This window comes from Paenibacillus sp. NEAU-GSW1, from assembly GCF_009737085.1.
Lineage (GTDB): Bacteria > Bacillota > Bacilli > Paenibacillales > Paenibacillaceae > Pristimantibacillus.
Window position 1 is genome coordinate 1 of sequence record NZ_WOVL01000016.1, and the last position, 24,467, is coordinate 24,467.

Consider the following 24,467-nt stretch of genomic DNA (forward strand, 5'->3'; position numbering starts at 1 on the left):
CAAGCCACATGAACATGATGTTTTCACGAACCGCTTTCGCGATTTGGCGAGAAGAGTAAATGCGCTGTGTGTAGGCATAGATGATGACTTTCATGAGCATCTTGGGGTGATAGCTATCCCGGCCACCCCCGGGATAAGCTTTCGTGAAGAGATTCATATCTAAACGATTGACTGCGTCGTTGATGACGCGAACGAGATGATTTTCGGGGATATCTTCCTGCAAGTCCATTGGCAAGGACAGCTGATCCATGGTATATTCTTTATACATAAGAAGCCTCTCTTTACTTAGAATGGGTGGGTGGTACCTCCATTTTAACAAGGGTTGGCTTCTTTTTGTTTGAGCAATTTATGAACAGGTTAAGGGTAAACGGAGCATTTAAATGATTCTGGAGAAGCGTCAGCGTTCGTTTTTGTGAAGGGATCCCAACCTTACCTCGTTGATTCAAAGGAATCCCTGAGCAATGGCGATCGGAAGAACATTTAAATGTGCAGTTTGCTGTTTTACCCAAATAAAACAGGGGGGGTATCCCATCGTCATTTTAATGACTTATGGGACACCCCCTTTTGGATTTTCTAGCAAAGCGCAAAAATAATTTGGAAATCCGGTATGATGATCGGCGACAAGAACGGGTAGCTGTAGCCGATGACGAAGCCGAACAGATTTGTTACCGGGAAGAAGAGAAAGACGTTGTTGAAAGTGAATGCGAGCGTCCAGCGGTTGTAGCAGAACCCGGGGAGAATGCGGGCATCGGAGTAGCGCAGAGGGCCGGCGCCGCCGAATTGGGCAAATTGAACCGCTTGCTGTAGCGATTGCGGGCGCTGCGTGATGACCATCTGCAGCATGTTTGGATTAGTCCGCAACATGTTGAACAGCGTAATCATTTCGGCAGGAGGCGAACCGACTGGACGCGGATGCTGCGTCAAAATATTCGTTAAATTCGTTCCCGTTAATTGCGGCGGCAATCCGCCAGGACCCCCAGGCATGCCTGGGCCACCAGGGCCGCCGGGAATACCTGGTCCAGGAAAACCAGGAATGCCGGGGCCGCCGGGGAAACCGGGACCAGGAAAGCCTGGTATGCCGGGGCCGCCCGGACCGCCAATAATTGGCGGCAGCACTTGAACGCCGCCGGGACCTCCAAGACCGGGAATTTGGAAGGAGCGATCAGACTGCTGTTCTGGATGAGCGAAACTATAATTCGAATCGTCGTAAACGACCATCTAGCGTGAACACCCTTTCATTGTTTATCGAAAAGCTGTTTATGATTGCTTTATCGAATAGCGAATTCACAATATCATCAATCCGTTCGATTTCTGCTCCATCATATGACGGTATTCGCCTAATCGTGCCGCGTTCACGTCAATTATTTGCGAAGGCCGGTCGATTCGTGAATAATAAATAGAAGAAGGAACGAAAGGAGAGAGCCGGTGTTTAAAGTGCTGATTGTAGAGGATGACCCTATGCTCGTCGCATTGCTGGAGGAGCATTTGAATAAATTCGGATATGAAGTGCGGGCCGTCGGCGATTTCGAGACGGTATTGCGGCAATTTGAGCAATTTTCGCCGCATTTGGTGCTGATGGACGTCAACTTGCCACGCTTTGACGGCTATTATTGGTGCAGGCAGATCCGCAGCGTCTCGACTTGCCCGATTCTTTTTATTTCTGCTAGAGACGGGAAAATGGATCAAGTGATGGCGCTTGATAACGGCGCAGACGACTATATAACAAAGCCATTCGATTACGAGATCGTCACAGCCAAAATCAACAGTCTGCTGCGGCGCGCTTACGGAAGTTATGCAGCTGCGGTAGATGCGGCAGACAACCGTTTGCTTGAAGTCAACGGTCTGATGCTTGACTCCGACAGGCTGCAGCTGTCTTTCCGCGGCGTCGTGACCGAGCTTAGCTTTACTGAAATGAAGATCGCCAATGAGCTGATGAAGCGGGCGGGCAAAGTTGTCAGTCGCGATCGCTTGCTGGAAGCGATCTGGGACGATCAAGCTTTTGTCGACGACAATACGCTGAACGTTTACGTTACCCGTGTGCGCAAAAAGCTGGCGTCGCTTTCGATCGAGCAATCGCTGCAAACGATTCGCGGACAAGGATACAGGCTGCAGCCGGAATGGGGGCAGCCGGATTGAAGCTGTTTTGGCGAGAACAGGCGTTATTGATTTTCATCTACCTCGTTCAAATCGCGATTATTACTCTCGTCTATTGGCTGGACGGCTTTCGAACCGCCAATACGGCTATCTATGCGGCGTTGTTAAGCGGCAGCATTCTGGCGCTATATTTGGCATACCGCTACATCACGAACCGGAGCTTTTACCGCAGGCTGTCTCAGCCGTCAGCATCGCTTGAGCCGTTAAAGTCCGGCGCATCCGAATACGCCATCCAGCATACGCCGCTTGCCGAAGCGCTTCAGGAGCTGGAACGGCATCAATACCGCGCCTATCAAACAGAACTGCTCCGTCACCAGCATAAAAACGAGGAGCATACCCAATTTATGAACCAGTGGGTTCATCAGATGAAAACGCCGATCGCCGTAATGCATTTGCTCATTCAAGACGAGGATGACAGCCGATCGAGCGCGATCGGCGACGAGCTCGACCGGCTGCGTAAAGGGCTGGAGACGGTGCTGTATACATCAAGACTTGAACGGTTCGAGCATGATCTTCATGTGGAAAGCCTCTCGCTCGAGGAGCTCGTCCGCCGCACTGTCTCAAGCCAGAAGAGGCTTTTTATACGAAACAGCGTTTTTCCGGAAATCGCAATCGATGCATCGATCCGAGTCGTTTCGGATGACAAATGGTTAAGCTTCGTGCTCGTTCAGCTCATTACGAATGCGGTGCGCTATTCGGCGGGCAAGGGGCGAAAAATATCGTTTGAAGGATATGAGCTGGAAGGAAAAGCGGTTCTCTCCATACGAGATGAAGGAATCGGCATTCCAAGCAGCGATCTCCCGAAAGTTTTCGACGCCTATTTCACCGGTGAAAACGGTCGAAAGTATGATGAATCGACAGGGATGGGCTTGTATCTCGTGCGTCAAATTTGCGAGAAATTAAACCATCATGCAGAACTGCAATCCGCAGTCGGCGAAGGAACGACGGTGACATTAACGTTTTAGCTTTCGCAGCGATGGCGATGGCGAACCTTACAACGATGTAAGATAACTGTAAGTTTATAAGCTAGTTCGGCGATTGCCGGTTTCGCTATACTGAAATAGCTACGATCGCAAGGAGTGATACAGTTGGCAGCAAGGCTGGAAGTCAATCAGTTGACGAAGATTTATGAAGGCAGGGTAGCCCGCAAAGCGCTTGACCATTTGCACTTCACGGTGGAGGAAGGCGAATTTGTCGGTGTTATGGGACCATCCGGCAGCGGAAAAACGACGCTTCTGAATGTCATCGCCACAATTGACGAGCCTACAGCCGGCATCATTCGTCTCAATGGCAAAGATCCGCATTCTTTAAATAAAGAAGAGATGGCGCTGTTTCGGCGCCGTGAGCTCGGCTTCGTGTTCCAGCAGTTTAATCTGCTCGATACGTTGACGGTTGAGGAAAATGTCGCGCTGCCGCTGCTGTTGGACAGCGTTAATGCCAAGGAGACGAATAGAAGGGTTCAGGCCGTATTGCAAAAGCTTGGCATCGCGGATTGCAGCCAGCAATTTCCGTATGAATTGTCTGGCGGACAGATGCAGCGCACCGCGATTGCAAGGGCGATTATCCATCGTCCGTCGCTGCTGCTAGCCGACGAGCCTACCGGCAACCTGGATTCCAAATCGGCCGGCGATGTGATGGCGCTGCTGAGGGACATGAATGAGCAGGACCGTTCGACGCTGTTAATGGTGACACATGACGCGGTTGCCGCAAGCTACTGCAGCAGAGTTATTTTTGTGCGTGACGGCAAGTTTTACAACGAGATTTACAGGGGAGACAGCCGGCAGCGTTTTTTCCAAAGCATTATCGACATGATGTCACTGCTGGGAGGAGACGCTCGTGACTTATCTGGCGTTCGCCTTTAGAAACGTTCTTCGCAACAAGCGAATCTACGCCGCCTATTTCGCGAGCAGCGCATTTTCGGTCATGATTTTTTTCGTATGCGCGCTGTTTACGAGCCATCCGAGCATTCAAGGCGGTTCAATGGCAGAGTCTGCTGTTAAAGCGATGGTGGCGGCTGAATGGATTATGTTTGTATTCGCTTTTCTATTCGTGCTTTATTCGGTTCAGTCGATATTGAACAGCCGCAGCAAGGAGTTTGGTCTGTACCGGTTAAGCGGAATGACGACCAATCAGCTTGGGAAGATCGTTTTTTGGGAAAATATGCTTATCGGAGCAGCGGCGATCGTGCTTGGCATCGCTTCGGGGCTCGTGTCGGGCAAGCTTTTTCTTATGATTTGCTCCGTCTTTCTCGGCATCTCCGAGCTCGTTTTTGAAGTGCCTTGGAAATCGCTCGTCTGGACAGTAGGCGCGTTTGCCGCACTGTTTGCGGCGATCTCATGGATCACTGCGGCGCTTCTACGCAGGAGCAAGCTTGTCGATCTGTTCCATGCCGGTCTTCGGCCTAAAGAGAACAGGAGGGCTAATGTTTGGCTGGCAGGGGCGGCAGCCATATTGCTCGCGCTAAGTTATGTGCTGGCCGCGACTTCTGAGGTTACTACGATCTACAATCGCATGCTGCCTGTTGCCGCAATGACTGTCGCCGGCACGTATTTGCTCTATACGCAGTTAATCGGCTTTATCGTGCAATCGTTAAGGCGCTGGAAAGCTTTCTATTGGCAAAAAACGAACGTCGTTACGATTGCGAGCCTCGCGCATCGCTTTCGCGGCAATGCGAGAATGTTTTTCATGGTGACGATACTGTCGACCGTTTCCTTTTGCTCCGTTGGCGTGTTTGCTTCCGTTAATACGCTGATGCGATCGTTCCAGGAGGATTATCCGGCAGCGATCGCTTATGTTGCGAAACAGGGAAGCTTGGTCGAACAACAGCATCTGCACGTAATCGAGCAGCAATTGGCGGAACGACGCATCGTCTACAAAAGCTCAACAATGCTGATCAAAAAGGCGCAAGCGCGAGTATTGACTTCACGTGGCCAACTTAGCAAGATGATGCCGATTGTCTCGTATTCAGATTATAGAAACGCAATCGAATTGGCAGGCAGATCGTTCACGGAAGCACCGCTTAGCGGCGGAGACGCGCTCGTCATCCTTACCTCTCAACGGGAAAGAAGCTATATTGCTGTTCGTAAAAAAGCTACTTATTCCTTTATCGGTCAAGAAGGCGAGCCAGTCACGGTTCGCGAAATCGGCTATACCGAGCATGTGCCCATACCGGACTACTTGTCTGCGATTGTTGATATCGAGCAAAATGACGATTTCGGCGGCGTTGTCGTCAGCGACTCGCTGTTTGCTCAAATAGCCGATCCGATTTCAGTTGACCGGTATACCGGTTTTTACACCGCCAATTTTATGGATACGGCAGGGTTGGCAAAAGAGCTTGCGAAAAATGGACTGGTTCGCTACGACGAAAGTTCTTCTTATGCCATGACAGTCAGCGGCACGTTGTATGAGGTGCAAAAGAGCTTGTACAATATGATGCTGCTCGTATCGCTGCTTATCGGCGCCGTATTTTTTATAGCAGCAGGAAGCTTTCTTTATTTTCGGCTTTACTCCGATCTGGAATACGACCGGAGACAGTATGCCGCAATTGCGCACATCGGTTTGACGGATAAGGAGTTAAAGGCGATCGTTACGAGGCAATTAGCCATCTGGTTTTTCGTGCCGATCGGCGTGGCTGTTATTCATGCGATATTCGCTTTCTCCGCTTTGCAAACGATGTTCTATTTATCCGTTGCCGCAGAGCTCGGAATCGTTCTGGCAAGCTTTGTCGCCGCGCAAATCGCCTATTTCTATTTCATCCGCCAACGGTACTTGCGCAATTTGAAAAAACGGATGCGTTAATTCATCCGTATATGCTTAGGCTTTGAAGATAGGGAGGAAGGGAGCACCACATAATGGAGAACGTAATTACGGAGTTTATGGAGAAGTTCGGCTATTGGGGCATCTTTCTGCTCATCGCAATTGAAAATATTTTTCCGCCGATACCTTCGGAAGTGATATTGACGTTCGGCGGTTTTATGACGACCTATTCGGAGTTGACGATCCCAGGCGTTATTGCAGTTGCGACTGCAGGATCGATTGCCGGAGCTATCATTTTATACTATATCGGAACGTTGCTTGACGTGCCTCGATTGGAAAAAATCGTTGAACGGTACGGCAAATGGCTTCGTTTGAAAAAAGAGGATATCCACAAAGCAAATGCCTGGTTTGATAAATACGGCTATTGGACGGTGTTCTTCTGCAGGATGATCCCGCTCATTCGCAGCTTGATCTCCATTCCTGCCGGCATGAACCGGATGAAATTTCCGTTGTTTTTGCTGTTCACGAATATCGGTACGTTGATCTGGAACGTTGCTCTTGTCAGCATAGGAGCGGCTGTCGGCGATTCGTGGGAAAGAATTGTTTCGTTCATGGACGTCTACTCGGATATTGCTTATGCGATAATGGGAGCGGCCGTCATTGCTTTTGTGGTATTATTTATTAGAAAACGGCGCGTGCGCAACTAAATGAGCAGATAACGGGAAAAAGGAGAGCTTGCAGCAATGGAATTTATCGATTTATTAAAAGCGCTTATACTCGGCATGGTCGAGGGCTTAACGGAGTTTGCGCCGGTATCATCTACGGGACATATGATAATTGTCGACGATATGTGGCTGAAATCCGAGGAGTTTCTAACGAAATATGTGTCCAATACGTTTAAAGTCGTCATTCAGCTAGGCTCCATATTGGCGGTGCTTATCGCCTTCCGTCAGCGCTTCATCGACATGCTCGGTTTGAATAAGCTGTTTGGCGGGGCGAAAGGCGCGTCGCAAACGTCCGCGCAAGCGAACGGCAACGGACAAAACCAAAGCCGCTTGAAGCTGTCGCAGGTTATCGTCGGATTGATCCCGGCAGGGGTGCTGGGGGTTTTGTTCGAGGATTATATTGACGAATATTTATTCTCGACGGAAACGGTGCTGATCGGTCTTGTTATTGGCGCATTGTTCATGATCGCCGCCGACTACTACGGATCGAAGAAACCGAAGGTCGATTCCGTTGACCAAATTACGTACAAGCAGGCGTTTGCCATCGGTTTGATTCAATGTTTCTCGTTATGGCCGGGCTTTTCACGTTCAGGATCGACGATATCCGGCGGGGTGCTGCTTGGCCTTAGCCACCGTGCCGCTGCCGATTTTACATTTATTATGGCAGTGCCGATCATGTTCGGCGCAAGCTTGCTGTCGCTCGTGAAAAACTTGGAGTACTTCACAGCAGATGCGCTTCCGTTCTTTATCGTCGGCTTTATCGCCGCATTTGTCGTTGCACTTATTTCGATCCGCTTTTTCTTGAAATTAATTAACCGCATTAAATTAGTGCCGTTCGCCATTTATCGGATCGTGCTGGCCGCTGTTATTTATTTCGTCTTTTTCGTATAATCGCCGACCATGCGGGACGCAGCTGTTGCGAGCTGTAAATGCCTGACCGTCCAGAGCAGCAATAAGCGACAGCGCATCCGATCAGTATACAGAGCGGACCGTAGCCGTGAATGCCGAACAGCTCTAAGCCCAGGACGACGCTTGCAAGCGGCGTGTTAGCCGCAGCGCCGAAAACGGCGATCATGCCAAGACCGGCAAGAAGCGGCACGGAAACTGCGAGCAGATCGCCAAGCGTGCTGCCGAGCGTTGCGCCAATGACGAAGAGCGGCGTAACTTCACCGCCTTGAAAGGCTGCTCCGAGCGTAACAGATGTGAATAGCAATTTGCCTAGAAAGTCGTACGGCGCAGAAGGCTGCTCGAATGCCGCATCCATTAGCGGCAGCCCTAATCCTAAATAACTTCGAGTTCCAAGAAGATAGACGAGCGCAATAAGGATTGCGCCGCCAACGAAGCTTTTAAGAGGAACATTTGGAATCAACCTAGTCAATATAGCCTTCATCTTGTGTGTTAATGCGCTGAACAGCCAAGCTGTCAGCCCGAACAGGATGGAGGCTATCGTAATTTTCAACAGCAAAGTCAGGCTAAAAGCGGGCAGCTGCCCCCAGTTATACGAAGCATGATGCACGCCCCAGGCGAGTACGGTATAATGGCCGACTAGAGCAGCAGCGAGGCAAGGGATGAGGGCTCTCCGGATACGGATGCTTCCGAAAAAGGCGACTTCCAGCGCGAAGACTGTCCCGGCCAGCGGCGTGCCGAATACAGAGCCGAAGCCGCCGCTAATGCCGCATAAAATCAGCAGCTGCCGATCTGCGCTTGTGAGCTTAAATCGCCGGCTGACTGCGTCCGCCAAGCTGCCGCCCATTTGAACTGCGGTTCCTTCTCGGCCTGCCGAGCCGCCGAATAAATGGGTGATGGCCGTGCCAAGCAGAACGAGCGGCGCCATTCGCAGCGGAACTGGCCCTCCATCGCTATCGTAGATTCTCTCTAGCAGCAAATTGTTGCCTTTAGCGGCATCTTTGCCATATCGCGCATAGACCCAGGAAACAAGCGCGCCGCCAACCGGCAGCAGCCACAGCAGCCAGTGATGCGCTGCGCTCTTTGCGGTTGACCAATCTAGCAATAATAGAAAGAATGCTGAGGCTGAGCCGGCGAGAAGTCCGACGATTGCTGCCAGAGCAAGCCGTTTGGTTAGCGATGCTATATTGATATTCATGTAATTTCCTCCAGAGGCGTAAATCGCATTTGAAACAACAATGTATTTTACTCTATATTTTTGCTGCTGCATAGGTTGTGATAAAATGGAAATACAGATGTTTCCCTAAATTCCAGATGTAAAGCGGAGTGAATTCGATGAGCGATCTTATTAATAATCAATTAAACAGGGACTATATACTAGATCTGCTTGCAAGATTGTTAGCAACGCCAAGTCCGAGCGGCTATTGCATGGCAATTATGAAATTGTTGGAGGCCGAAGCGGAGAAGCTCGGCTGGACAATGGAGCGAACCCCTAAAGGCAACGGCATCATTACAATTCCCGGAACGGATATCGACCCCGGCACAATCGGGTTGACCGCGCATGTCGATACGCTTGGCGCAATGGTGCGCTCGATCAAGCCAAACGGTATGCTGCGCTTCACGCCGATCGGCGGCTATGCGATGCACACGGTTGAAGGGGAATATTGCCTTGTGCATACGAGAGACGGAAGGCGATACGAGGGGACGGTTCTGTCGTCTAAAACGTCCGTGCATGTGTTCCCGGATGCAAGGGATTGGAAGCGCGAGGAAGCGAATATGGAAATTCGTCTGGATGAGTCGGTAGATTCGAAGGCGGACACCGAGAAGCTTGGCATCGGACCCGGCGATATCATTTCTTGGGACCCGCGAACGCGGATGCTGCCGAACGGCTGGATTAAATCCCGGCATTTGGATGACAAAGCAAGCGTGGCTGCTTTGTTCGGGCTGCTGGAATGGCTGACTCGCAGAGGCGTCAAGCCTTCGCGTACGTTGAAGCTCATTTTCTCGACGTATGAAGAAGTTGGCCACGGGAACGCTTATATGCCGCCGGACGTGACCGAAGTCATCGCCGTCGACATGGGCGCAATCGGCGACGATCTGACAACGACGGAGCGAGATGTCTCGATCTGCGCGAAAGATTCATCCGGACCTTATGACTACGAGATGACATCCGTGCTCATTGCTTTGGCAAAGAAAGAACATATACGCTATGCGGTTGACATCTATCCGCAATACGGCTCTGACGCGTCCGCTGCGCTGCGCGGCGGGAGCAACGTGAAGGCTGCGCTAATCGGACCCGGTGTGCATGCGTCGCATGGAATGGAACGCACGCATGCCGACGCCATCGTCAACACGTCCGCGCTGCTGATCGCGTACTTGCTAGATCGGTGATTTATGAAAGTATGAGCTTAGCATCAGGACGATTGAGAGGTGGCAACTGCCAGCATGCTCGTATACTTTTTTGCTCTGTTAGCAGCGGCATTCGTGCTGTTGTTCAATAATCCGCGAAGCGAAACGAACCGATGGGCAGTATTGTTTTTGGCAGCGGCATCCATTGGAGGGCTCGCTGACACATTAAGCGTTGCCGGTTTTAATGGAGCTTCAAACACGGTACAGCTGCTTAATCATATTGTAACGCCTTACGCTATCCTTATTTTTGCAATCCTGTATTCGGAAACGGCAGTAAGCAAGCGAGCGAAAATAGCTTTGAAGCTGCTGCTATTGCTTCCGGTGCTGACAACGGCAATAATCGTCTTGCTGTCTTCGTCTGCATTCGCAGTACCATACAAGTTTCTGCTCGCTTGGGCAGCGCCTTACTATTTGGCAACATGTGGATTGCTAATCCGTTCCTTATGGAAAGAAACGGATCGCCGTAATCGGAAGTCCCGCCTTATCGTGACGGTGATCATTGTGCCGACCGTGCTTGCCGTTCTTGTGTTTATTAATATCGCCAACGCATTTATTCCAAACTTTGATTTCTTTCGCTACATATCATTTTTTATTATTTACTCGCTTACGATAGCGTTGCTTGGCAGTTTTGCTTATGGCGTTCTAGGCGTCAAGCTGCGATTTGAGCACGACCCGTTGGAAAGCGCGATGAAGACGGCAAGCTCTGGCACGTCGCTGCTTAATCATTCGATTAAAAATGAAATTGGCAAAATCGCGATCAGCTCAGAAAATTTGAAACAGACGCTTGGGGATCGCGAAGATTCCATGACTCATCTTCAAATTATTGCGAAAGCAAGCGATCATCTGCTCCACATGACGGAACGAATGCACAGTCAGTTAAAAACGCTGACGCTTGTGGAAGAGCCATGCCGTCTCGACCAGCTCATCGAACAATGCTTGCTTCAGCATAAGCCGCTTCTAGAGCAGTCCAACATCTCGGTGTCCGTTCAGTTTTCAGTTAGACCTACGCTGCTGTGCGATCCCGTTCATTTGCAAGAAGCGATCGGCAATGTATTGATGAATGCCAAGGAAGCAATGCCTGACGGCGGGATGCTCGATGTACGGCTGGAACATACGAAGCGAGAAATTCGTTTGACGATTCAGGATACGGGAGAAGGAATTGCCGAAGGCTCGCTTGCTCATGTGTTTGAGCCGTTTTTTAGCACGAAAAATCGTGATGGCAACTTTGGACTTGGACTGTCTTACGTATACAATGTAATGCGTAAAAGCGGCGGCGCGATAGAGCTGGTCAGCGTGCCGCGTGCGGGGACGATCGCAACTTTCCGCTTTCCGGCTAAAAAGGCAGAGGAGGGGTTGTCATGACTGCGATCAAAGTGCTTCTTGTCGAGGACGATCTCGATTGGATCAAAGCAATGACCGTATTTTTAAACAAGGAAGCAGACATTGAAGTTGTTGGCGCCGCAAGCTCCTCCGAGGAAGCGCTTCGAATTGCGGCAGCGCTTGAATTCGATGTCGCATTGCTTGATATTCAGCTAAAAGGCAGCAGACTTAACGGCATACAGCTGGCGGTCGAAATGAACGATGCAAATCGTAAAGCAAAGATTATAATGTTAACGTCATTAAATAATGATTCGGTGATGACGGATGCCTTTACAGCCGGAGCGTTCAACTATATCGAGAAAACGAAGTTTAAGGAGCTTCCGCACGCCATCCGCAGCGCTTGCCATAACCCGGAACCGATGGAAGCGCTCCTTAAAGAGCTTTCGCGATTAAAGCGAGAGGAACAATTAAAAGAGCTTACTGCGGCGGAACGGGAAGTTTTCGAGCTGATCGAGGATGGATATACTCAGCCGCAGATTGAGAAAAAGCTCTACAAGGCGGAAAGCACGCTTAAAAACCAAGTGAACAAAATGTTGAAGAAGCTAGGCGTGAAAAGCAGCAAAGAAGCGATTGAGAAAGTGAAGCGGAAAGGGCTATAGTTTCGGTGTGTGAGTTTTTGGCCGAAACCGAACTTAAACCATTGAGACCGAGGCGCGGGTTTGCGACGGACATGCCGCCAAGCAAGGTACTATGAAAAATGGTACTGCCCTTGCGCAAGCGCGAGTTTTATACTTGAGCTATCAAAGAGAGGAAGCGAAAGCAGATGAGCGCAACAACGAGCGTAATCGATACCAAACAAACAACTGAAACAAACCTTGTGCTAGTAGACGGAGATTGCGCACTCTGCCACGGTTTAACGCGGTTCGTTACAAAAAGAGATCCGAATGCTCATTTTCGCTTCGCGGCGCTTCAATCTGCGGCGGGGCAACGATTGCTTGAAGCCGGCGGATTGTCAACATACGATCTCAAGACGCTGGTTTTGATCGCAAACGGCCGCTATTATACGAAGTCGGGAGCAGCGCTTCGTATTTTTCGAAAGCTGGGCGGAGGCTGGTCATGGTTTTACGGCGCGATTGTCGTACCGCGCATTCTGCGGGATTGGGTATACGATCGCATCGCCGCAAACCGCTACAAGCTGTTCGGAAAAGTAGAGCCGGCTTGTCCGCTGCCTACGGCGGAAATGCGCGAGCGTACGATAAGCGACGAATACGAATAGGGAAGGTTGAGTCGGATGAACACCAGGAAGCCGATTTATGTGGAAACATGGATAGCGGCTAATATGGAAGCGCTTTGGCAGCATACGCAGCACCCGGAGCTGCATCAGCAATGGGATTTGCGCTTCTCGGAGATCACTTATTTGGCTGGAGGAGCATCGGATTTCCGTACAGGTAACTAACCCGATCGTTGGCTTCCTGTTTCGCTATGAAGGCAGTTTCGAGGCGGAGTGGCGAAGCTGTAACCATGTTCCTATCGATGTGATGCCTTTACGAGAAGAAGCCAGAGAATAATGCGTACGCTTCAAGAAGCGAAAGCCGTCGCTAAAACCGAAATTCAACTTTAGCGTCTGGCGAATCAGCATCGGCCCCGCAAAGCTGCCAACCATCGCAGCAACGATAGAATGCGAGGGGATTTTCAATGCATAGTAAATAACGGTGCTGGCAATAAAATCGATCAGCACGAATTTTTTAATTTCGGACATTGGAATGATGATGCAAACATAAGCGGAATCGCTTTTACTCCAGACATTCGAATGTATTGAAAGCGGAATTCTCATAATCGCCTCCCTGACGGTTCATCCTATTCATGTTATTGTATTTGTATATGGTTTTGTCTCATGCTACCGTATTTCTGAAAAACTGCGGTTTTCCCAGCATAGCGAAAGTCAGTACAAACGAATAGGAGGAACTCTTTTTTTGCGCAAAAAACAAATACCGGCCATATACTTTTACGGCATCCATGTTCTGCTTGCGTTAGCTGTCGCGGCAGCCGGTTACTCCATGCTGGACAAACCGATATCCATACAAAGTTTGTTTTCTGCAGAGCTTCAAGTTGCGACAATCGCTCATCGCGGCGCATCCGGCTATGCTCCCGAGCATACGCTTGCAGCTTATGAGCTGGGCATTCGCTCCGGCGCCGATTATATTGAGATTGATCTGCAAATGACGAAGGACGGCGAGTTGATTGCGCTCCATGACGAGACGGTGAGCCGAACGACCAACGGCACCGGCAATGCGGCTGCGATGACGCTCGAGCAAATTAAAGCATTGGATGCCGGTTCCTGGTTCAACGAGCTTCATCCGATGTATGCCCGAGATGAATTCATTGATGCGAAGGTGCCTACGCTTCGCGAAATTTTCGAAACTTTCGGCGACGAAACCAACTATATGCTGGAGACGAAAGCGCCGGAAGCTAATCCTGGACTAGAGGAGAAAATGATTGCGTTGATCGAGGAATATCGGTTGACGGATCATGTCGCGGTGCAGTCGTTTAGCAAAAGCAGCTTGAAAAAGATCCATAAGCTGAATGATGATATCGATCTGTTTCAATTGCTGTGGTACAATACGCCGGCGTTTATTAGCAAAGCGTCGCTCAAAGATATTAGCGCATACGCAGCGGGCATCAGCTTGAATTTTCAACAAATCAATCCCTCGTATATTCAGAAAGTGAAAGCTGCAGGCTTGCTTGTTTATGCGTATACAGTCAATTATCAAGTCAATATGGATAAAGCGGTAAACTGGGGCGTTGACGGCGTCCATACCGATTATCCGGATCGCTTCCATGAAGTGATAGAAGAAATGTCGCAACGGTAGCTTATCGCATATTCACACATAATGAATACTCAGCTCGGGCAAATTATAGCCAAATAAGAGCTGGAGGATTATGTATGAGCAACGGGTCGGCGCTTTCGCTGTTTCGAGATTCAAAACTTCGCAAGCTGCTGCTGAGCACCGGATTGAGCTGGCTGTTCGACGCGATGGACGTAGGGCTCGTATCATTTATAGCCGCTGCGTTAAGCGTGGAATGGGGGCTTGGCGCCCATCAAATCGGGCTTATGGCAGCTGTGAATTCGATTGGAATGGCGGTTGGGGCTGCCGTCGCAGGCTCGCTTGCCGACCGCTATGGCCGCAAGTCGATACTGCTATGGACATTATTGATTTTTTCTGCGGCAAGCGGGTTGTCAGCCTTGGCGACCAGTTTTGCCGTTCTTTGCGTACTGCGGTTTATCGCAGGTTTCGGACTCGGCGGCGAGCTGCCGGTCGCTTCCACGCTCGTTTCCGAATCGGTGCCGAATGAGCAGCGCGGTCGCGCAATCGTCCTGTTGGAAAGCTTTTGGGCCGGAGGATGGATTGCCGCTGCGATTATCGCTTACTTCATTATTCCGCAATACGGATGGCGAATTGCGCTGGTCATTGGAGCCGTGCCGGCTGTTTATGCGCTTTATTTGAGAAAAGCGATCCAAGATTCGCCTCGCTTTATCCAGCATGCCGAACAAAAACTTCCCTTCCGAAATCGGGCGGCCGCCGTATGGTCAAAGCCTTACCGCAAATCAACGATTATGTTGTGGATTCTTTGGTTTGCAGTCGTTTTTTCTTATTACGGCATGTTTCTTTGGCTGCCGACGGTTATGGTGCTGAAAGGCTTTGGATTGCTGAAAAGCTTTCAGTACGTGCTCATCATCACGCTTGCACAGCTGCCGGGATACTTTACAGCCGCCTATTTTATCGAGAAATGGGGCCGCAAGTTCGTGCTAGTCGCTTATTTGTCTCTAACGGCGTTTAGCGCGATCTGGTTTGGGCTGGCGGATTCAGAATCAATGCTCGTAACGGCGGGTATATCGCTTTCGTTTTTTAATCTTGGGGCATGGGGAGCGATGTATGCATATACGCCAGAGCTGTATCCGACGGCTATCCGTTCAACCGGTGTCGGATTAGCGGCAGCATTTGGACGGATTGGAGGCGTAATCGGTCCTTATCTGGTCGGTATACTGGTCGCCGCCGGCACGGCGATTTCCGTTGTATTTATTATTTTTTTCGCAGCAATCGTATTCGGCGTATTGACCGTACTGATCCTTGGTGTCGAAACGAAAGGCACAGATCCGGATTATTGATTCAACAGCCCGTTCGCGCGCAAACAGGGCTTTTAGACGATGCACATCATGCATCGTCTTTTTTTGCACATTTTTTCAAGCCAATTGGGGATGCTAAATCTGGAAATGGAGGGGAAATGATGAACGATCGCAAAGAAACCGAAATTTCACCGATTCTGTCCATGAATATCGAACGGTTGCGAACGCTAATGGGCGGCAGCTCGGATTTCATCATACGCGAGCTTGCATTTTCCAATAAGGCGAGGAGGGGCGCGCTTTTTTTTCTGGACGGTATGGTTGACATGCAAGTGCTGCAGGAAAATGTGATCGCTCCATTGCTCGAACGGACGCCGGAGCATGAGTTCAAAATGAGCTACTTACGCTCGAGCGTGCTGGAAAACGGCGAAATTCAACCTGCGCATCAAATGCAAGAAGCGATAGAGCAAATCTTGTCAGGCAGCGCGTTATTGCTCGTTGACGGCGCGTCGGAAGGCTTGACGATTTCGTTGTCCGGCTGGGAAGATCGCTCCGTTACCGAATCCAAGACACAATCCGTCGTTCGCGGGCCGCAAGACTCGTTTACCGAAACGTTGCGGACGAATACGACGCTAGTGCGGCGGAGAGTAAAAGATACAAGGGTGAGAGTTCTCTCCGTTAAAGTCGGCACATTAACGAAGACCGATGTCGCTATCATGTACCTCGATCAAGTAGCCGATTCCGCACTCGTTCAAACCATCGTGCAACAATTGCAATCCGCTAAACAGGATCGAGTGCTTGAAGGCCAATATTTGGAACAGATTTTGCTGAAAGACAAGCAAAAGACGATATTTCCAACGTTGTACAACAGCGATCGTCCCGATTCGATTGCCGCCGGCATTATGGAAGGCAAAGTGGCCATCATTGTAGACGGCACGCCTTTTGTCCTGCTTGCGCCGTCTTTGTTCGTCGATTTTATTCAATCGGCGGAGGATTACTATCAGGCGGTCTACTACAGCAATTTTATTCGCATGCTTCGATATATCGCATTATGCATATGCATGCTTGCCCCTTCGGTCTATATCGCGCTGACGACTTTCCATCAAGACATGCTTCCAACGCAGTTGCTGCTCAGTCTAGCCGCGCAACGCGAAGGAGTTCCATTTCCTGCGTTTGTTGAAGCCGTGCTGATGGAGTTTACGTTTGAAATATTGCGTGAAGCCGGCATTCGAATGCCGCGTACGATCGGTCAAGCCGTATCGATCGTTGGGACAATCGTAATCGGCCAAGCGGCCGTGGAAGCAAGCATCGTCTCTGCGGCGATGGTCATCATCGTATCGATAACAGCCATATCGAGCTTCGTCATTCCATCCTATTCGATGTCGATCCCGATTCGGTTGATTCGTTTTGTTTTTATGGCGATGGCTGCATCGTTTGGCTTCTATGGCCTGATGATTGGCATTTTTATACTTATAGCCCATTTATGCCAGCTGCAATCGTTCGGCATTCCCTATATGAATCCGACAGCGCCCTATCGGAAAAAAATGCAAAATGATGCAATTCTGCGATTGCCTGGCGTTAATAATCAATCCAATTCATCAGAACGGGGATCACGGTCGTGAACAAAGCTATCCGTTGCATTGCTTCCATAATGACGGCTCTTATGATTGTTTCCGTGTTGTCAGGCTGTTGGAGCCGCAGAGAGCTTAATGCGCTGTCCGTCGTCCTTGCAATGGGTATTGATCGCGTAGGGGATCAATATGAAGTTTCCGTTCAGGTAGCCGATCCTTCGCAAATGTCGCGTTCTCGTACAACGGAGCGTTCGCCGTCTATTTTATTTTCGGAAAAGGCGTCGACCCTTTTTGAAGCGCTTCGAAAATTAACGACAAAAGCGTCCCGCCGCATGTATATTTCGCATCTTCGCATATTGATTATGGACGAGCAGACAGCTCGCGAGGGTATCCGCGATCCGCTCGATTTCTTATTCCGCGATCATGAGATTCGTCCGGATTTTTATATGACTATTGCCCGAGATTGCACGGCAAAAGAGCTGCTCTCCTTAGTTACGCCAATGGAAGTGCTGCCGGCGTTGGATTTCTACAAATCATTAAAAGTTTCGGAGAAAGCGTGGGCGCCAACGTCAGCCGTAAACGTGGTGGAAATTATCCAGAAGTTTTCGAAGGACGGCGTTGATCCGGTACTGACTGGATTGACAATAATCGGCGATAAGGAAAAGGGGATGAAAGCGGATAATGTGAAACAGCCGAAGTCACTGACGGAATATAAATATATAGGTATCGGCGTTTTAAATGACGACAGGCTCATTGGATGGCTTAATGATTCGGAAAGCAGAGGATTCAGCTATATCGCTAACCGTATCACCAATACGGTCAGGAAGGTGAAATGTCCGCAATCGGACGAACTGTTCGTTGTCGAGGTATACCAATCGAAAGCGAATTTTAAACCGTCCATAAAGGATGGCAAGCCAAAGATGGATGTGAAAATAGCAGTTGAAGCCAACATTGGCGAAATGCATTGCCAAGTGGATTTGACCAAAGCCGATCAATTTGAGCAATTGCAAAAAGCGGCGAAGGACAGCTTGAAGCAAAATGTCGTTCGTACCATCGAGAACGTGCAGGAGAAGCAATCGGATGTATTCGGCTTTGGCGAAGAGTTTCACCGAAAATATCCAAAGCTATGGCATCAGTGGAAACAGGATTGGGATCGACGGTTCAAAGAAGACCTCCAAGTGAATGTTCAAATCGATTACCATTTGCGTAAAATCGGCAAAATCATTAGTCCTATTTATAAAAAGCAGGAAGAGAAGGGGCGAAACGAATGATTACAATCGTTGTAGTAGCCGTTTCGCTTATTGTTGCCGGTTATGAATTTCGTTTGCTCATCCAATCAAAAAGTATGCGAGATATAATAGTCGGCTTTAGCTTTCTTGCAGTCGCATTGGCATTGGTTGTATTAAACCTGTTAAACGTAGACATTCCGAGTCCGCTTTCCGCCGTTACCAATTTATTCAAGCCTGTCCATCAAATTTTTGTTCAGCTGCTTTCGTAGGAGGCGTTTCATATTTCCATTCGCGAGAAAATAACGGTCAGGCAAGCGACGATGTGGTTTGTCATGTATCAGCTGGGCAGCGCATTTCTCGTGCTTCCGTCTACACTGGCTACTGTAGCCAAGCAGGATGCATGGTTATCCATCGTTATCGTCATAGGATTGCAGATGTTGATGATCGGTTTATATGCTGCAATCGCGACAAAACTTAACAATCAAAGTCTGCAAGCCTATATGGCCTCGTTGCTGGGAAAATGGTTAGGCAATGCCGTCTTATTTCTTTTTATTGCCTGTTATCCCTTTTTCATCTTTATGTTAGTGCTGCGCGATTTGTCCGATTTTTTGACGACCTCCGTTTTTCCGGAAACGCCCTCAGAAGCGGTTTATGCGCTCATGCTAATCGCAGTCGTCTATATCGTTCGCTGCGGAGTATCGACGATCGGGCGTGCGGCAGAGCTTTTTTTCTTCTTTGTTCTTACTTTATTTGTTCTCGGTTATTTTTCGCTCCTGCCAAGCGCGAATCTTGATAATCTAAAGCCTGTTTTCGAGTTCGGTTGGAAACCGATCGTCCAGGCCTCTTTAACGCTTATTGGTTTTCCTTATGTCGAGAGCGTCATTTTTTTGTTTTTTGGCAATCAGCTCGATAAACCGGGGAAATGGAAAATTGCAGTAAGGAGAGCCTCGCTGATCAGCGGTTCGATGTTTTTAATTATGACTGTAATCGTTATTGCGGTGCTTAACGAAGGAGTGATCAGCAATTTGACCTATCCAAGCTATTTTACGGTTCGAACGATCAACATCGCCGATTTTTACGAACGGTTTGAAGTCATCGTTGCGCTGCTTTGGTACATTACGATTTTTTTCCGGCTTTCTCTGCTGTTGTACGTAAGTTCAACTGGGATTGCTACTATTTTTCGGCTGAAAAATCATTATTCGTTGTTAATCCCGCTTGCCTTGATTGGCTATTCAATGGGCAACGCAATGTGGCCCAATAAAGCAGTCGTTATTTCCGCGTTTCCAATCTGGGCCTATTATTCGATGATTTTCGGGATATTGTTTCCGCTGTTCATTTGGCTCGCGGATAAAGTCAAAGGAGGTTTTGCTTCAAAAACGAATCAATAAGGCTGCCCCTATAAGGAGCAGCCTTATTGATTAGAACGCAGTCATTTCCTTAATTTTATTCCACTCCGCAAGATGGCTGTTTAAGCTGTCAAGCAAACTGTCGATTCGATTAAGCACGGCAGCCCGCTCATCGGCATGAAGCTGTTGAAATTGCAGAATCGATTCGGGCGGCAGCGAGGAATGGGGAGGAAGCGCTGCGAGCAGCTGTTCCAGCACGTTCCCGATCGGCTCGAATGCCGAATCGGATTGGGCCTGCGGTTCGGAAGTAATAATTGCTGGAGCTGTTGGCGATTCAGTTTTTTTCGGTTTAGCCAGCGTTTCCTGTTTTTGTTGCGTTTCTTTGGAAGCGGCAGCCGCTTTCGCTTTTTCCGCCTTATTATGCTGGAGCGTGAACCACGTTTCCAAGAGACCGGGTCCGGTTTTGTAGAGCAGCTTATCTTTCGTGGAAGCGGAAAGATCCGGATCCTTGAACAGCTTAGCGATCTTTTTTACGTCATTTACAGGCATTTCGTCCCGGGCAACGATAAGCGCAAGAGGATCGCGATGCTCCATCGGCAAATCTTTTAATGGCAGCAGCTGGTCTTCGGTAAGCTTGTCCTTGCGGATTTCCGTGCCGCTTACGATGAGCTTCTTGACTGCATTGCTGAATTTGAGCAGCTCGCATTTGTTTTTTATGTATGCCTCGGTTTTGCCGAGCTTGCTTGACAGAAATTTAATCGAGCTGTTGAATTTCGATTCATGGAGCAATTTATGGAACGCTTCTGCTTCCTCAATTGGAGAGAAGCCTTCCCGCGTTAAATTTTCGGCTATTTGCTCCAAATAAATGTCCAGCTCATCGGTCACATGCGAAACGATGCAAGGCAACGTCGTTTTGCCCAGATTTTTGCTTGCTTTATAACGTCTGTTTCCGTAAATGATTTTGTAGCGCCCGCCGTCGATCGCTCTAACTTTGATCGGAGAAAGCAAGCCAATCTCATCAATGCTGTTCATCAACTCCTGGAGCGCTTCTTCGTCAAATTGGTATCTCGGCTGGTCCGTATCTTCATCGATCAGCGTGATTGGGATTTGTACAATATCCATCATAGTCCTCCTGACATCTGAGTAGCCGATTCTGCATGAACCGGCAAATGCGGCTTATCTATTATAGCATGAAAGCGGAATAAGAGAGCATGAGCGGCGGCAAATGATTAACGGCGGCAATTTTTGCAGGGGCTATTCACAGGGGCTGGAGATCACTGTAATATATAAGGTTGAAAGCGATTGCGCTAGAGGAGGATTACATTGTTTAAACTGCGATTTTTCCGCCATATGCCGCATCCGTTCAAGACGGGGACATTGAGGCGAACGCTCGTAATCTATTTATTGATCGCCTGCTTGTTTCCGACGATCTTAATTTCCGCATTTACGTACTCGTCGCTTCATTCGATTTTGTCGAACAAAATTAGGGCAGGCATAACCGCAAGCTTGAAGCAGGAAGCGACCGGTCTGGAAAATTTGCTTAACAACCTGGACTTCGTTTCGAAGCAATTTGCGCTCGACGGTCAAACAGCCGAAAAAATTAACGCGTACTTAAAGACCGAGAAAGTAACCGAGAAAGCGGATATGATGAAAGAAATCGAGGACAGCTTGAACGTCATCAATTTTACAAATCCGAACCTCGGTCTTACTGTCTACTACAACCCAATGGCCATCAATCCGATTTTGTTTACCAATCTGTCGGTCAATCCGAAATTTGATATTGCGGATTTGCCTCCGTTCGTGCATTACAGCGGCGCAGAATATTTCGGACCGCATCGCACGCAATACAAGAACAGTTCCAACATCGTATTTTCATCCCTGCGCGAAGTGAAAACAGACGGCACAAATGCGCATGTCTATATTTATTTGGAATCCAACTACAATTTGTTTCGCAAAATTATGAACAGCGAATGGTATGGGATGAAGGTGTCTCATTATTTGATAAATGAGCAAGGCGATACGCTCTATGCAGACGCCGGCACTCCGCCATTCGACCCGCGCATGCTGCAATGGGATATGGCCGTTTCGGGCAGCAAGCTTTACAGCGATCATTATCTGTTCGGCTATGAAAGCCTGCAGGGATGGAAGCTCGTTACTGCAGTAGACCGCAACGTCTTTAACCGGGAAATCAATGACTGGGTCAAGCGGATGATTATCCTCTTTATTTGTTCTATCGTATTCGCTATTATGGTCGCGACTTTTATTTGGCGTAAAGTATACGGCTCCTTGCGTAAAGTAAACCGGGAAATTGTCCGAATGACCGGGGAACGCGAAGCGCCGGTTACGCTGACGCAGGTCGAGGAGTTCGATCAGCTGCTGGGCAACTTCCAGGTGATGAAGACTACTGTCAATGAACTCATTCATGAGGTTGCGCGCAACGAAAGAATGAAAAGCCAGTTGGAGACGGAGAAGCTGCTTAGTCAAATCAATCCGCATTTTTTGCACAATACGCTCAATACGGTACAGTGGCTGGCACGCTTGCATGGCAAGGAGGATATCGACCGTATCGTTACTTTGCTCGTACAGGTGCTGCATTACAATATGGGCAAGCCTGGCTTGATCGTAAATGTAAGAGATGAAATCGGGGCGCTGCAAAAATATATCGAGCTTCAAAGCATCCGTTACGAAGGCGAGCTTGAATTCATCATTGAAGTCGATCCCGAAACGCAGCATTGGCCGCTCCCGCGCTTTATGCTGCAGCCTCTCGTTGAGAACGCTATTTATCACGGGAAGAACGAGGAGCATGGCGTAATCAAAGTATCGATTCAAAAGACGGCCGATGGCAAGCTTCGGCTGGAAGTAAGCGATAACGGACCCGGCATGGACGACGAGACGCTTGCCGCTTTGCTTAATACAGAACAGGATGCCAAACGTCCGCTCGGCATGGGAATCGGGTTGAAATATGTGCTCCGTTTGCTCGAGCGTTTCTATGGAAGCAAAGATTTGCTGGAGATAGACAGCAAGCCGGGGCAAGGAACGGTATTGTCAGTTGAGATTCCTGCAGTAATCGAGGAGGATCGATATGCTTAATCGTAATCGGAGAAAGCCGTTTATTGTAACGACGGTCTGCCTGCTGCTCGTTGGTCTGACCGCATGCAAAAGCGAACAAGCTGCGCCCGTCAAGACGCGAGATCCAGCAGATTTGCCGCTTGAAACACCAATAACGATACGGGTTCCTTACGCTTATCAGGATATAGAACTGCCGGAAGGCGATGTCGGCGACGATCAATTTTTGAACCGGTATATTAAGGAACAGACTGGCGTTACGATCAAGTACAGCTGGGAAGCGAGCGGAGAAGAGCAATATGTAAGCAGGCTTAACCTTGCCATTCAAAGCGACGATTTGCCCGACGCCTTTATCGTTAATCGCGAGCAATTTCGCCAGCTGGTAAAGATGGATAAGCTGGAAGATCTTACTGACTACTATACGAAGAATACGTCTCAGCTGGTTAAGAAATTCTATGATGCAACCGATGGCAACGCGCTCCGAGAAGCTTCCTTTGACGGACGTCTGTACGGCTTGCCGAATGTGGCGATTGAGGCAGATGCGCCGACTTATTTATGGGTCCGGCAGGATTGGCTCGACAAGTTGCATTTGAAACCGCCTAGCACGATTGACGATATTGAGCATATTGCCAAGCAATTTAATGAACAAGATCCCGACGGCAACGGAAAAGCCGATACTGTCGGCATCCCGGTCAACAAGGAGATGCTGTTCGGGGAAAAGACGGGAGTAGGCGGCTTAGACGGGGTGTTTAACTCCTACCATGCATTCCCGAAAAGCTGGATTTACGATGCGCAGGGACAGGTTGTGTACGGCTCCACCCAGCCGGAAGCAAAGATGGCGCTTGCAAAACTTGCCATGTGGTATAAGGAAGGCGTGATCGACGAGCAATTCGTGCTTCGCAAAGAATATTTCGAGCTGATTGACACCAATCGATCCGGCATTCTGTTTGGACCGTGGTGGACGCCATACTGGCCGTTAAGCAGCTCTGTCGCTAATGATACGAAAGCGGAATGGCGCGTTTACATGGCTCCGGTTGACAAGAGCGGCACCTTCGTTACGAAAACCGCGCCGATAACCGATCATTATCTTGTCATTCGGAAAGGTTACCCTCACCCGGAAGCGGCTATTAAAGTTCTCAATCTGCTTACGCGCTTGGAACGCAACCAGGAGCCGAATCAGTCGGAAGTGAAGCAATTGCGGACTACGGCCGACAGCATGAGCTTGCAGCTTCGCAATTATTACCCTTTTGATTTGTTGCTTGATTATCCTGATGCGATCGAGAAACGTTACGATCAGCTGCTGCTTGCGGTAAACGGATCGCTGAACGCGGAAAGCTTGGATACGGAAACCAAATCGCTTTACGATTCGATGATGCTTGAAATGGAGCAGCCGCGGAAAAGCATCGAGGCGTGGAGTTCCTCGCAAGCCTACTTATATGGCGGCGAAGTGAGCAAGGCGACTAAAGTACAAACGAAAAGCTTGTTCTACGACACGACCCAGTCTATGGAGAAGTATTGGGATGAGCTGCAGCAGCTGGAATATGACACCTATTTGCGGATCATTACCGGCGAGCTGCCGATTGAAGCTTTCGATGCGTTCGTGCAGGAGTGGGAAAGCAGAGGGGGCAGCATAATTGCGAAAGAAGTATCCGAGGCTGTCACCACGGGCAACAATTCGTAGTAACGAAGAAAAACGAGGCGGCTGTTCGAAAAGCCGCCTCGTTTTTTTCTGGAAATGAAAGATTTCTCATAATTTTAATGCAGCATGTCTGCAATTTTTGTTGAAAGAGTCGTTATTGCTAGAGTGGCAGGTGAGCACGGCGCCACGCCTGCGTTAAATCGGCAAATCTAGCATGAAATGC

At 49.1% G+C, this 24,467-nt stretch carries 24 protein-coding genes; 19 read left to right on the forward strand and 5 right to left on the reverse strand.

Annotation, left to right across the window (positions count from 1 at the left end; genetic code table 11):
- Together GOM71_RS13770 and GOM71_RS24105 are read right to left on the reverse strand one after the other, a co-directional pair.
- On the reverse strand, nucleotides 1-268 hold a 268-nt coding region (locus GOM71_RS13770; protein WP_173275575.1), incomplete at its 3' end, for a transposase.
- 305 nt (nucleotides 269-573) lie between these two features.
- Complete coding sequence (locus GOM71_RS24105) at nucleotides 574-1,218, reverse strand: hypothetical protein (protein ID WP_216651752.1); 645 nt, start codon at nucleotides 1,216-1,218, stop codon at nucleotides 574-576.
- Nucleotides 1,219-1,425: 207 nt separating this feature from the next.
- On the opposite strand from GOM71_RS24105, the gene GOM71_RS13780 reads away from it, so the two are divergent.
- The 6 genes from GOM71_RS13780 to GOM71_RS13805 all read left to right on the forward strand — a co-directional run bounded on the left by GOM71_RS13780 (nucleotide 1,426) and on the right by GOM71_RS13805 (nucleotide 7,526).
- Nucleotides 1,426-2,136, forward strand: coding sequence for a response regulator transcription factor (locus tag GOM71_RS13780; RefSeq protein WP_367649604.1), 711 nt, complete (start codon nucleotides 1,426-1,428; stop codon nucleotides 2,134-2,136).
- The gene (locus GOM71_RS13785) at nucleotides 2,133-3,119 is read left to right on the forward strand and encodes a sensor histidine kinase (RefSeq protein WP_156282025.1); all 987 of its coding nucleotides are present in this window, start codon (nucleotides 2,133-2,135) and stop codon (nucleotides 3,117-3,119) included. Before GOM71_RS13780 ends, GOM71_RS13785 begins: the two co-directional genes overlap by 4 nt.
- Nucleotides 3,120-3,242: 123 nt before the next feature.
- Entirely contained in the window at nucleotides 3,243-4,016 is a 774-nt protein-coding gene (locus GOM71_RS13790; protein WP_156282027.1) for an ABC transporter ATP-binding protein, read from the forward strand.
- Nucleotides 3,991-5,952 carry an FtsX-like permease family protein gene (locus GOM71_RS13795; protein ID WP_367649605.1) on the forward strand — a complete coding sequence of 654 codons (1,962 nt, stop codon included), beginning with the start codon at nucleotides 3,991-3,993 and terminating at the stop codon, nucleotides 5,950-5,952. The genes GOM71_RS13790 and GOM71_RS13795 overlap by 26 nt, the downstream gene beginning before the upstream one ends.
- A 53-nt stretch (nucleotides 5,953-6,005) precedes the next feature.
- Complete coding sequence (locus GOM71_RS13800) at nucleotides 6,006-6,617, forward strand: DedA family protein (RefSeq protein ID WP_156282029.1); 612 nt, start codon at nucleotides 6,006-6,008, stop codon at nucleotides 6,615-6,617.
- 36 nt (nucleotides 6,618-6,653) lie between these two features.
- Nucleotides 6,654-7,526, forward strand: coding sequence for an undecaprenyl-diphosphate phosphatase (locus GOM71_RS13805; protein WP_156282031.1), 873 nt, complete (start codon nucleotides 6,654-6,656; stop codon nucleotides 7,524-7,526).
- On the opposite strand, the gene GOM71_RS13810 is transcribed toward GOM71_RS13805, so the two are convergent.
- Nucleotides 7,501-8,739 carry a voltage-gated chloride channel family protein gene (locus GOM71_RS13810; RefSeq protein WP_156282033.1) on the reverse strand — a complete coding sequence of 413 codons (1,239 nt, stop codon included), beginning with the start codon at nucleotides 8,737-8,739 and terminating at the stop codon, nucleotides 7,501-7,503. The genes GOM71_RS13805 and GOM71_RS13810 overlap by 26 nt on opposite strands.
- Before the next feature lie 137 nt (nucleotides 8,740-8,876).
- Between GOM71_RS13810 and GOM71_RS13815 the strand changes: the two genes are divergently transcribed.
- The 5 genes from GOM71_RS13815 to GOM71_RS13835 all read left to right on the forward strand — a co-directional run bounded on the left by GOM71_RS13815 (nucleotide 8,877) and on the right by GOM71_RS13835 (nucleotide 12,726).
- Nucleotides 8,877-9,932 (forward strand): M42 family metallopeptidase, encoded by a 1,056-nt coding sequence (locus GOM71_RS13815; protein ID WP_156282035.1) that lies wholly within the window; start codon nucleotides 8,877-8,879, stop codon nucleotides 9,930-9,932.
- A gap of 39 nt (nucleotides 9,933-9,971) precedes the next feature.
- The gene (locus GOM71_RS24980; protein ID WP_156282037.1) at nucleotides 9,972-11,312 is read left to right on the forward strand and encodes a sensor histidine kinase; all 1,341 of its coding nucleotides are present in this window, start codon (nucleotides 9,972-9,974) and stop codon (nucleotides 11,310-11,312) included.
- On the forward strand, nucleotides 11,309-11,929 hold the full coding sequence (locus GOM71_RS13825) for a response regulator transcription factor (RefSeq protein ID WP_156282039.1): 621 nt from the start codon (nucleotides 11,309-11,311) through the stop codon (nucleotides 11,927-11,929). The genes GOM71_RS24980 and GOM71_RS13825 overlap by 4 nt, the downstream gene beginning before the upstream one ends.
- A gap of 164 nt (nucleotides 11,930-12,093) precedes the next feature.
- Nucleotides 12,094-12,546 (forward strand): thiol-disulfide oxidoreductase DCC family protein, encoded by a 453-nt coding sequence (locus GOM71_RS13830; protein WP_156282041.1) that lies wholly within the window; start codon nucleotides 12,094-12,096, stop codon nucleotides 12,544-12,546.
- A 39-nt stretch (nucleotides 12,547-12,585) separates the two neighbouring features.
- Entirely contained in the window at nucleotides 12,586-12,726 is a 141-nt protein-coding gene (locus GOM71_RS13835) for a hypothetical protein (protein ID WP_173275604.1), read from the forward strand.
- 24 nt (nucleotides 12,727-12,750) lie between these two features.
- On the opposite strand, the gene GOM71_RS13840 is transcribed toward GOM71_RS13835, so the two are convergent.
- Nucleotides 12,751-13,029: a hypothetical protein gene (locus tag GOM71_RS13840; protein WP_173275607.1), complete on the reverse strand. Its 279-nt coding sequence runs from the start codon at nucleotides 13,027-13,029 to the stop codon at nucleotides 12,751-12,753.
- 214 nt (nucleotides 13,030-13,243) lie between these two features.
- Between GOM71_RS13840 and GOM71_RS13845 the strand changes: the two genes are divergently transcribed.
- The 6 genes from GOM71_RS13845 (at nucleotide 13,244) to GOM71_RS13870 (ending at nucleotide 19,581) form a co-directional block, all read left to right on the forward strand.
- Complete coding sequence (locus GOM71_RS13845; RefSeq protein WP_156282047.1) at nucleotides 13,244-14,140, forward strand: glycerophosphodiester phosphodiesterase; 897 nt, start codon at nucleotides 13,244-13,246, stop codon at nucleotides 14,138-14,140.
- Nucleotides 14,141-14,214: 74 nt separating this feature from the next.
- Entirely contained in the window at nucleotides 14,215-15,438 is a 1,224-nt protein-coding gene (locus GOM71_RS13850; RefSeq protein WP_156282049.1) for an MFS transporter, read from the forward strand.
- A 119-nt stretch (nucleotides 15,439-15,557) separates the two neighbouring features.
- Nucleotides 15,558-17,015, forward strand: coding sequence for a spore germination protein (locus GOM71_RS13855; protein ID WP_156282051.1), 1,458 nt, complete (start codon nucleotides 15,558-15,560; stop codon nucleotides 17,013-17,015).
- On the forward strand, nucleotides 17,012-18,235 hold the full coding sequence (locus GOM71_RS13860) for a Ger(x)C family spore germination protein (RefSeq protein ID WP_367649606.1): 1,224 nt from the start codon (nucleotides 17,012-17,014) through the stop codon (nucleotides 18,233-18,235). The genes GOM71_RS13855 and GOM71_RS13860 overlap by 4 nt, the downstream gene beginning before the upstream one ends.
- Nucleotides 18,232-18,462 carry a hypothetical protein gene (locus tag GOM71_RS13865; RefSeq protein ID WP_156282053.1) on the forward strand — a complete coding sequence of 77 codons (231 nt, stop codon included), beginning with the start codon at nucleotides 18,232-18,234 and terminating at the stop codon, nucleotides 18,460-18,462. Before GOM71_RS13860 ends, GOM71_RS13865 begins: the two co-directional genes overlap by 4 nt.
- 30 nt (nucleotides 18,463-18,492) lie before the next feature.
- On the forward strand, nucleotides 18,493-19,581 hold the full coding sequence (locus GOM71_RS13870) for a GerAB/ArcD/ProY family transporter (protein WP_367649612.1): 1,089 nt from the start codon (nucleotides 18,493-18,495) through the stop codon (nucleotides 19,579-19,581).
- A 30-nt stretch (nucleotides 19,582-19,611) separates the two neighbouring features.
- On the opposite strand, the gene GOM71_RS13875 is transcribed toward GOM71_RS13870, so the two are convergent.
- The gene (locus GOM71_RS13875; protein ID WP_156282057.1) at nucleotides 19,612-20,661 is read right to left on the reverse strand and encodes a ParB/RepB/Spo0J family partition protein; all 1,050 of its coding nucleotides are present in this window, start codon (nucleotides 20,659-20,661) and stop codon (nucleotides 19,612-19,614) included.
- A gap of 201 nt (nucleotides 20,662-20,862) precedes the next feature.
- On the opposite strand from GOM71_RS13875, the gene GOM71_RS13880 reads away from it, so the two are divergent.
- Together GOM71_RS13880 and GOM71_RS13885 are read left to right on the forward strand one after the other, a co-directional pair.
- Entirely contained in the window at nucleotides 20,863-22,629 is a 1,767-nt protein-coding gene (locus GOM71_RS13880) for a sensor histidine kinase (RefSeq protein WP_156282059.1), read from the forward strand.
- The gene (locus GOM71_RS13885) at nucleotides 22,622-24,286 is read left to right on the forward strand and encodes an extracellular solute-binding protein (RefSeq protein ID WP_156282061.1); all 1,665 of its coding nucleotides are present in this window, start codon (nucleotides 22,622-22,624) and stop codon (nucleotides 24,284-24,286) included. The genes GOM71_RS13880 and GOM71_RS13885 overlap by 8 nt, the downstream gene beginning before the upstream one ends.
- The last annotated feature ends 181 nt before the right edge of the window (nucleotides 24,287-24,467 follow it).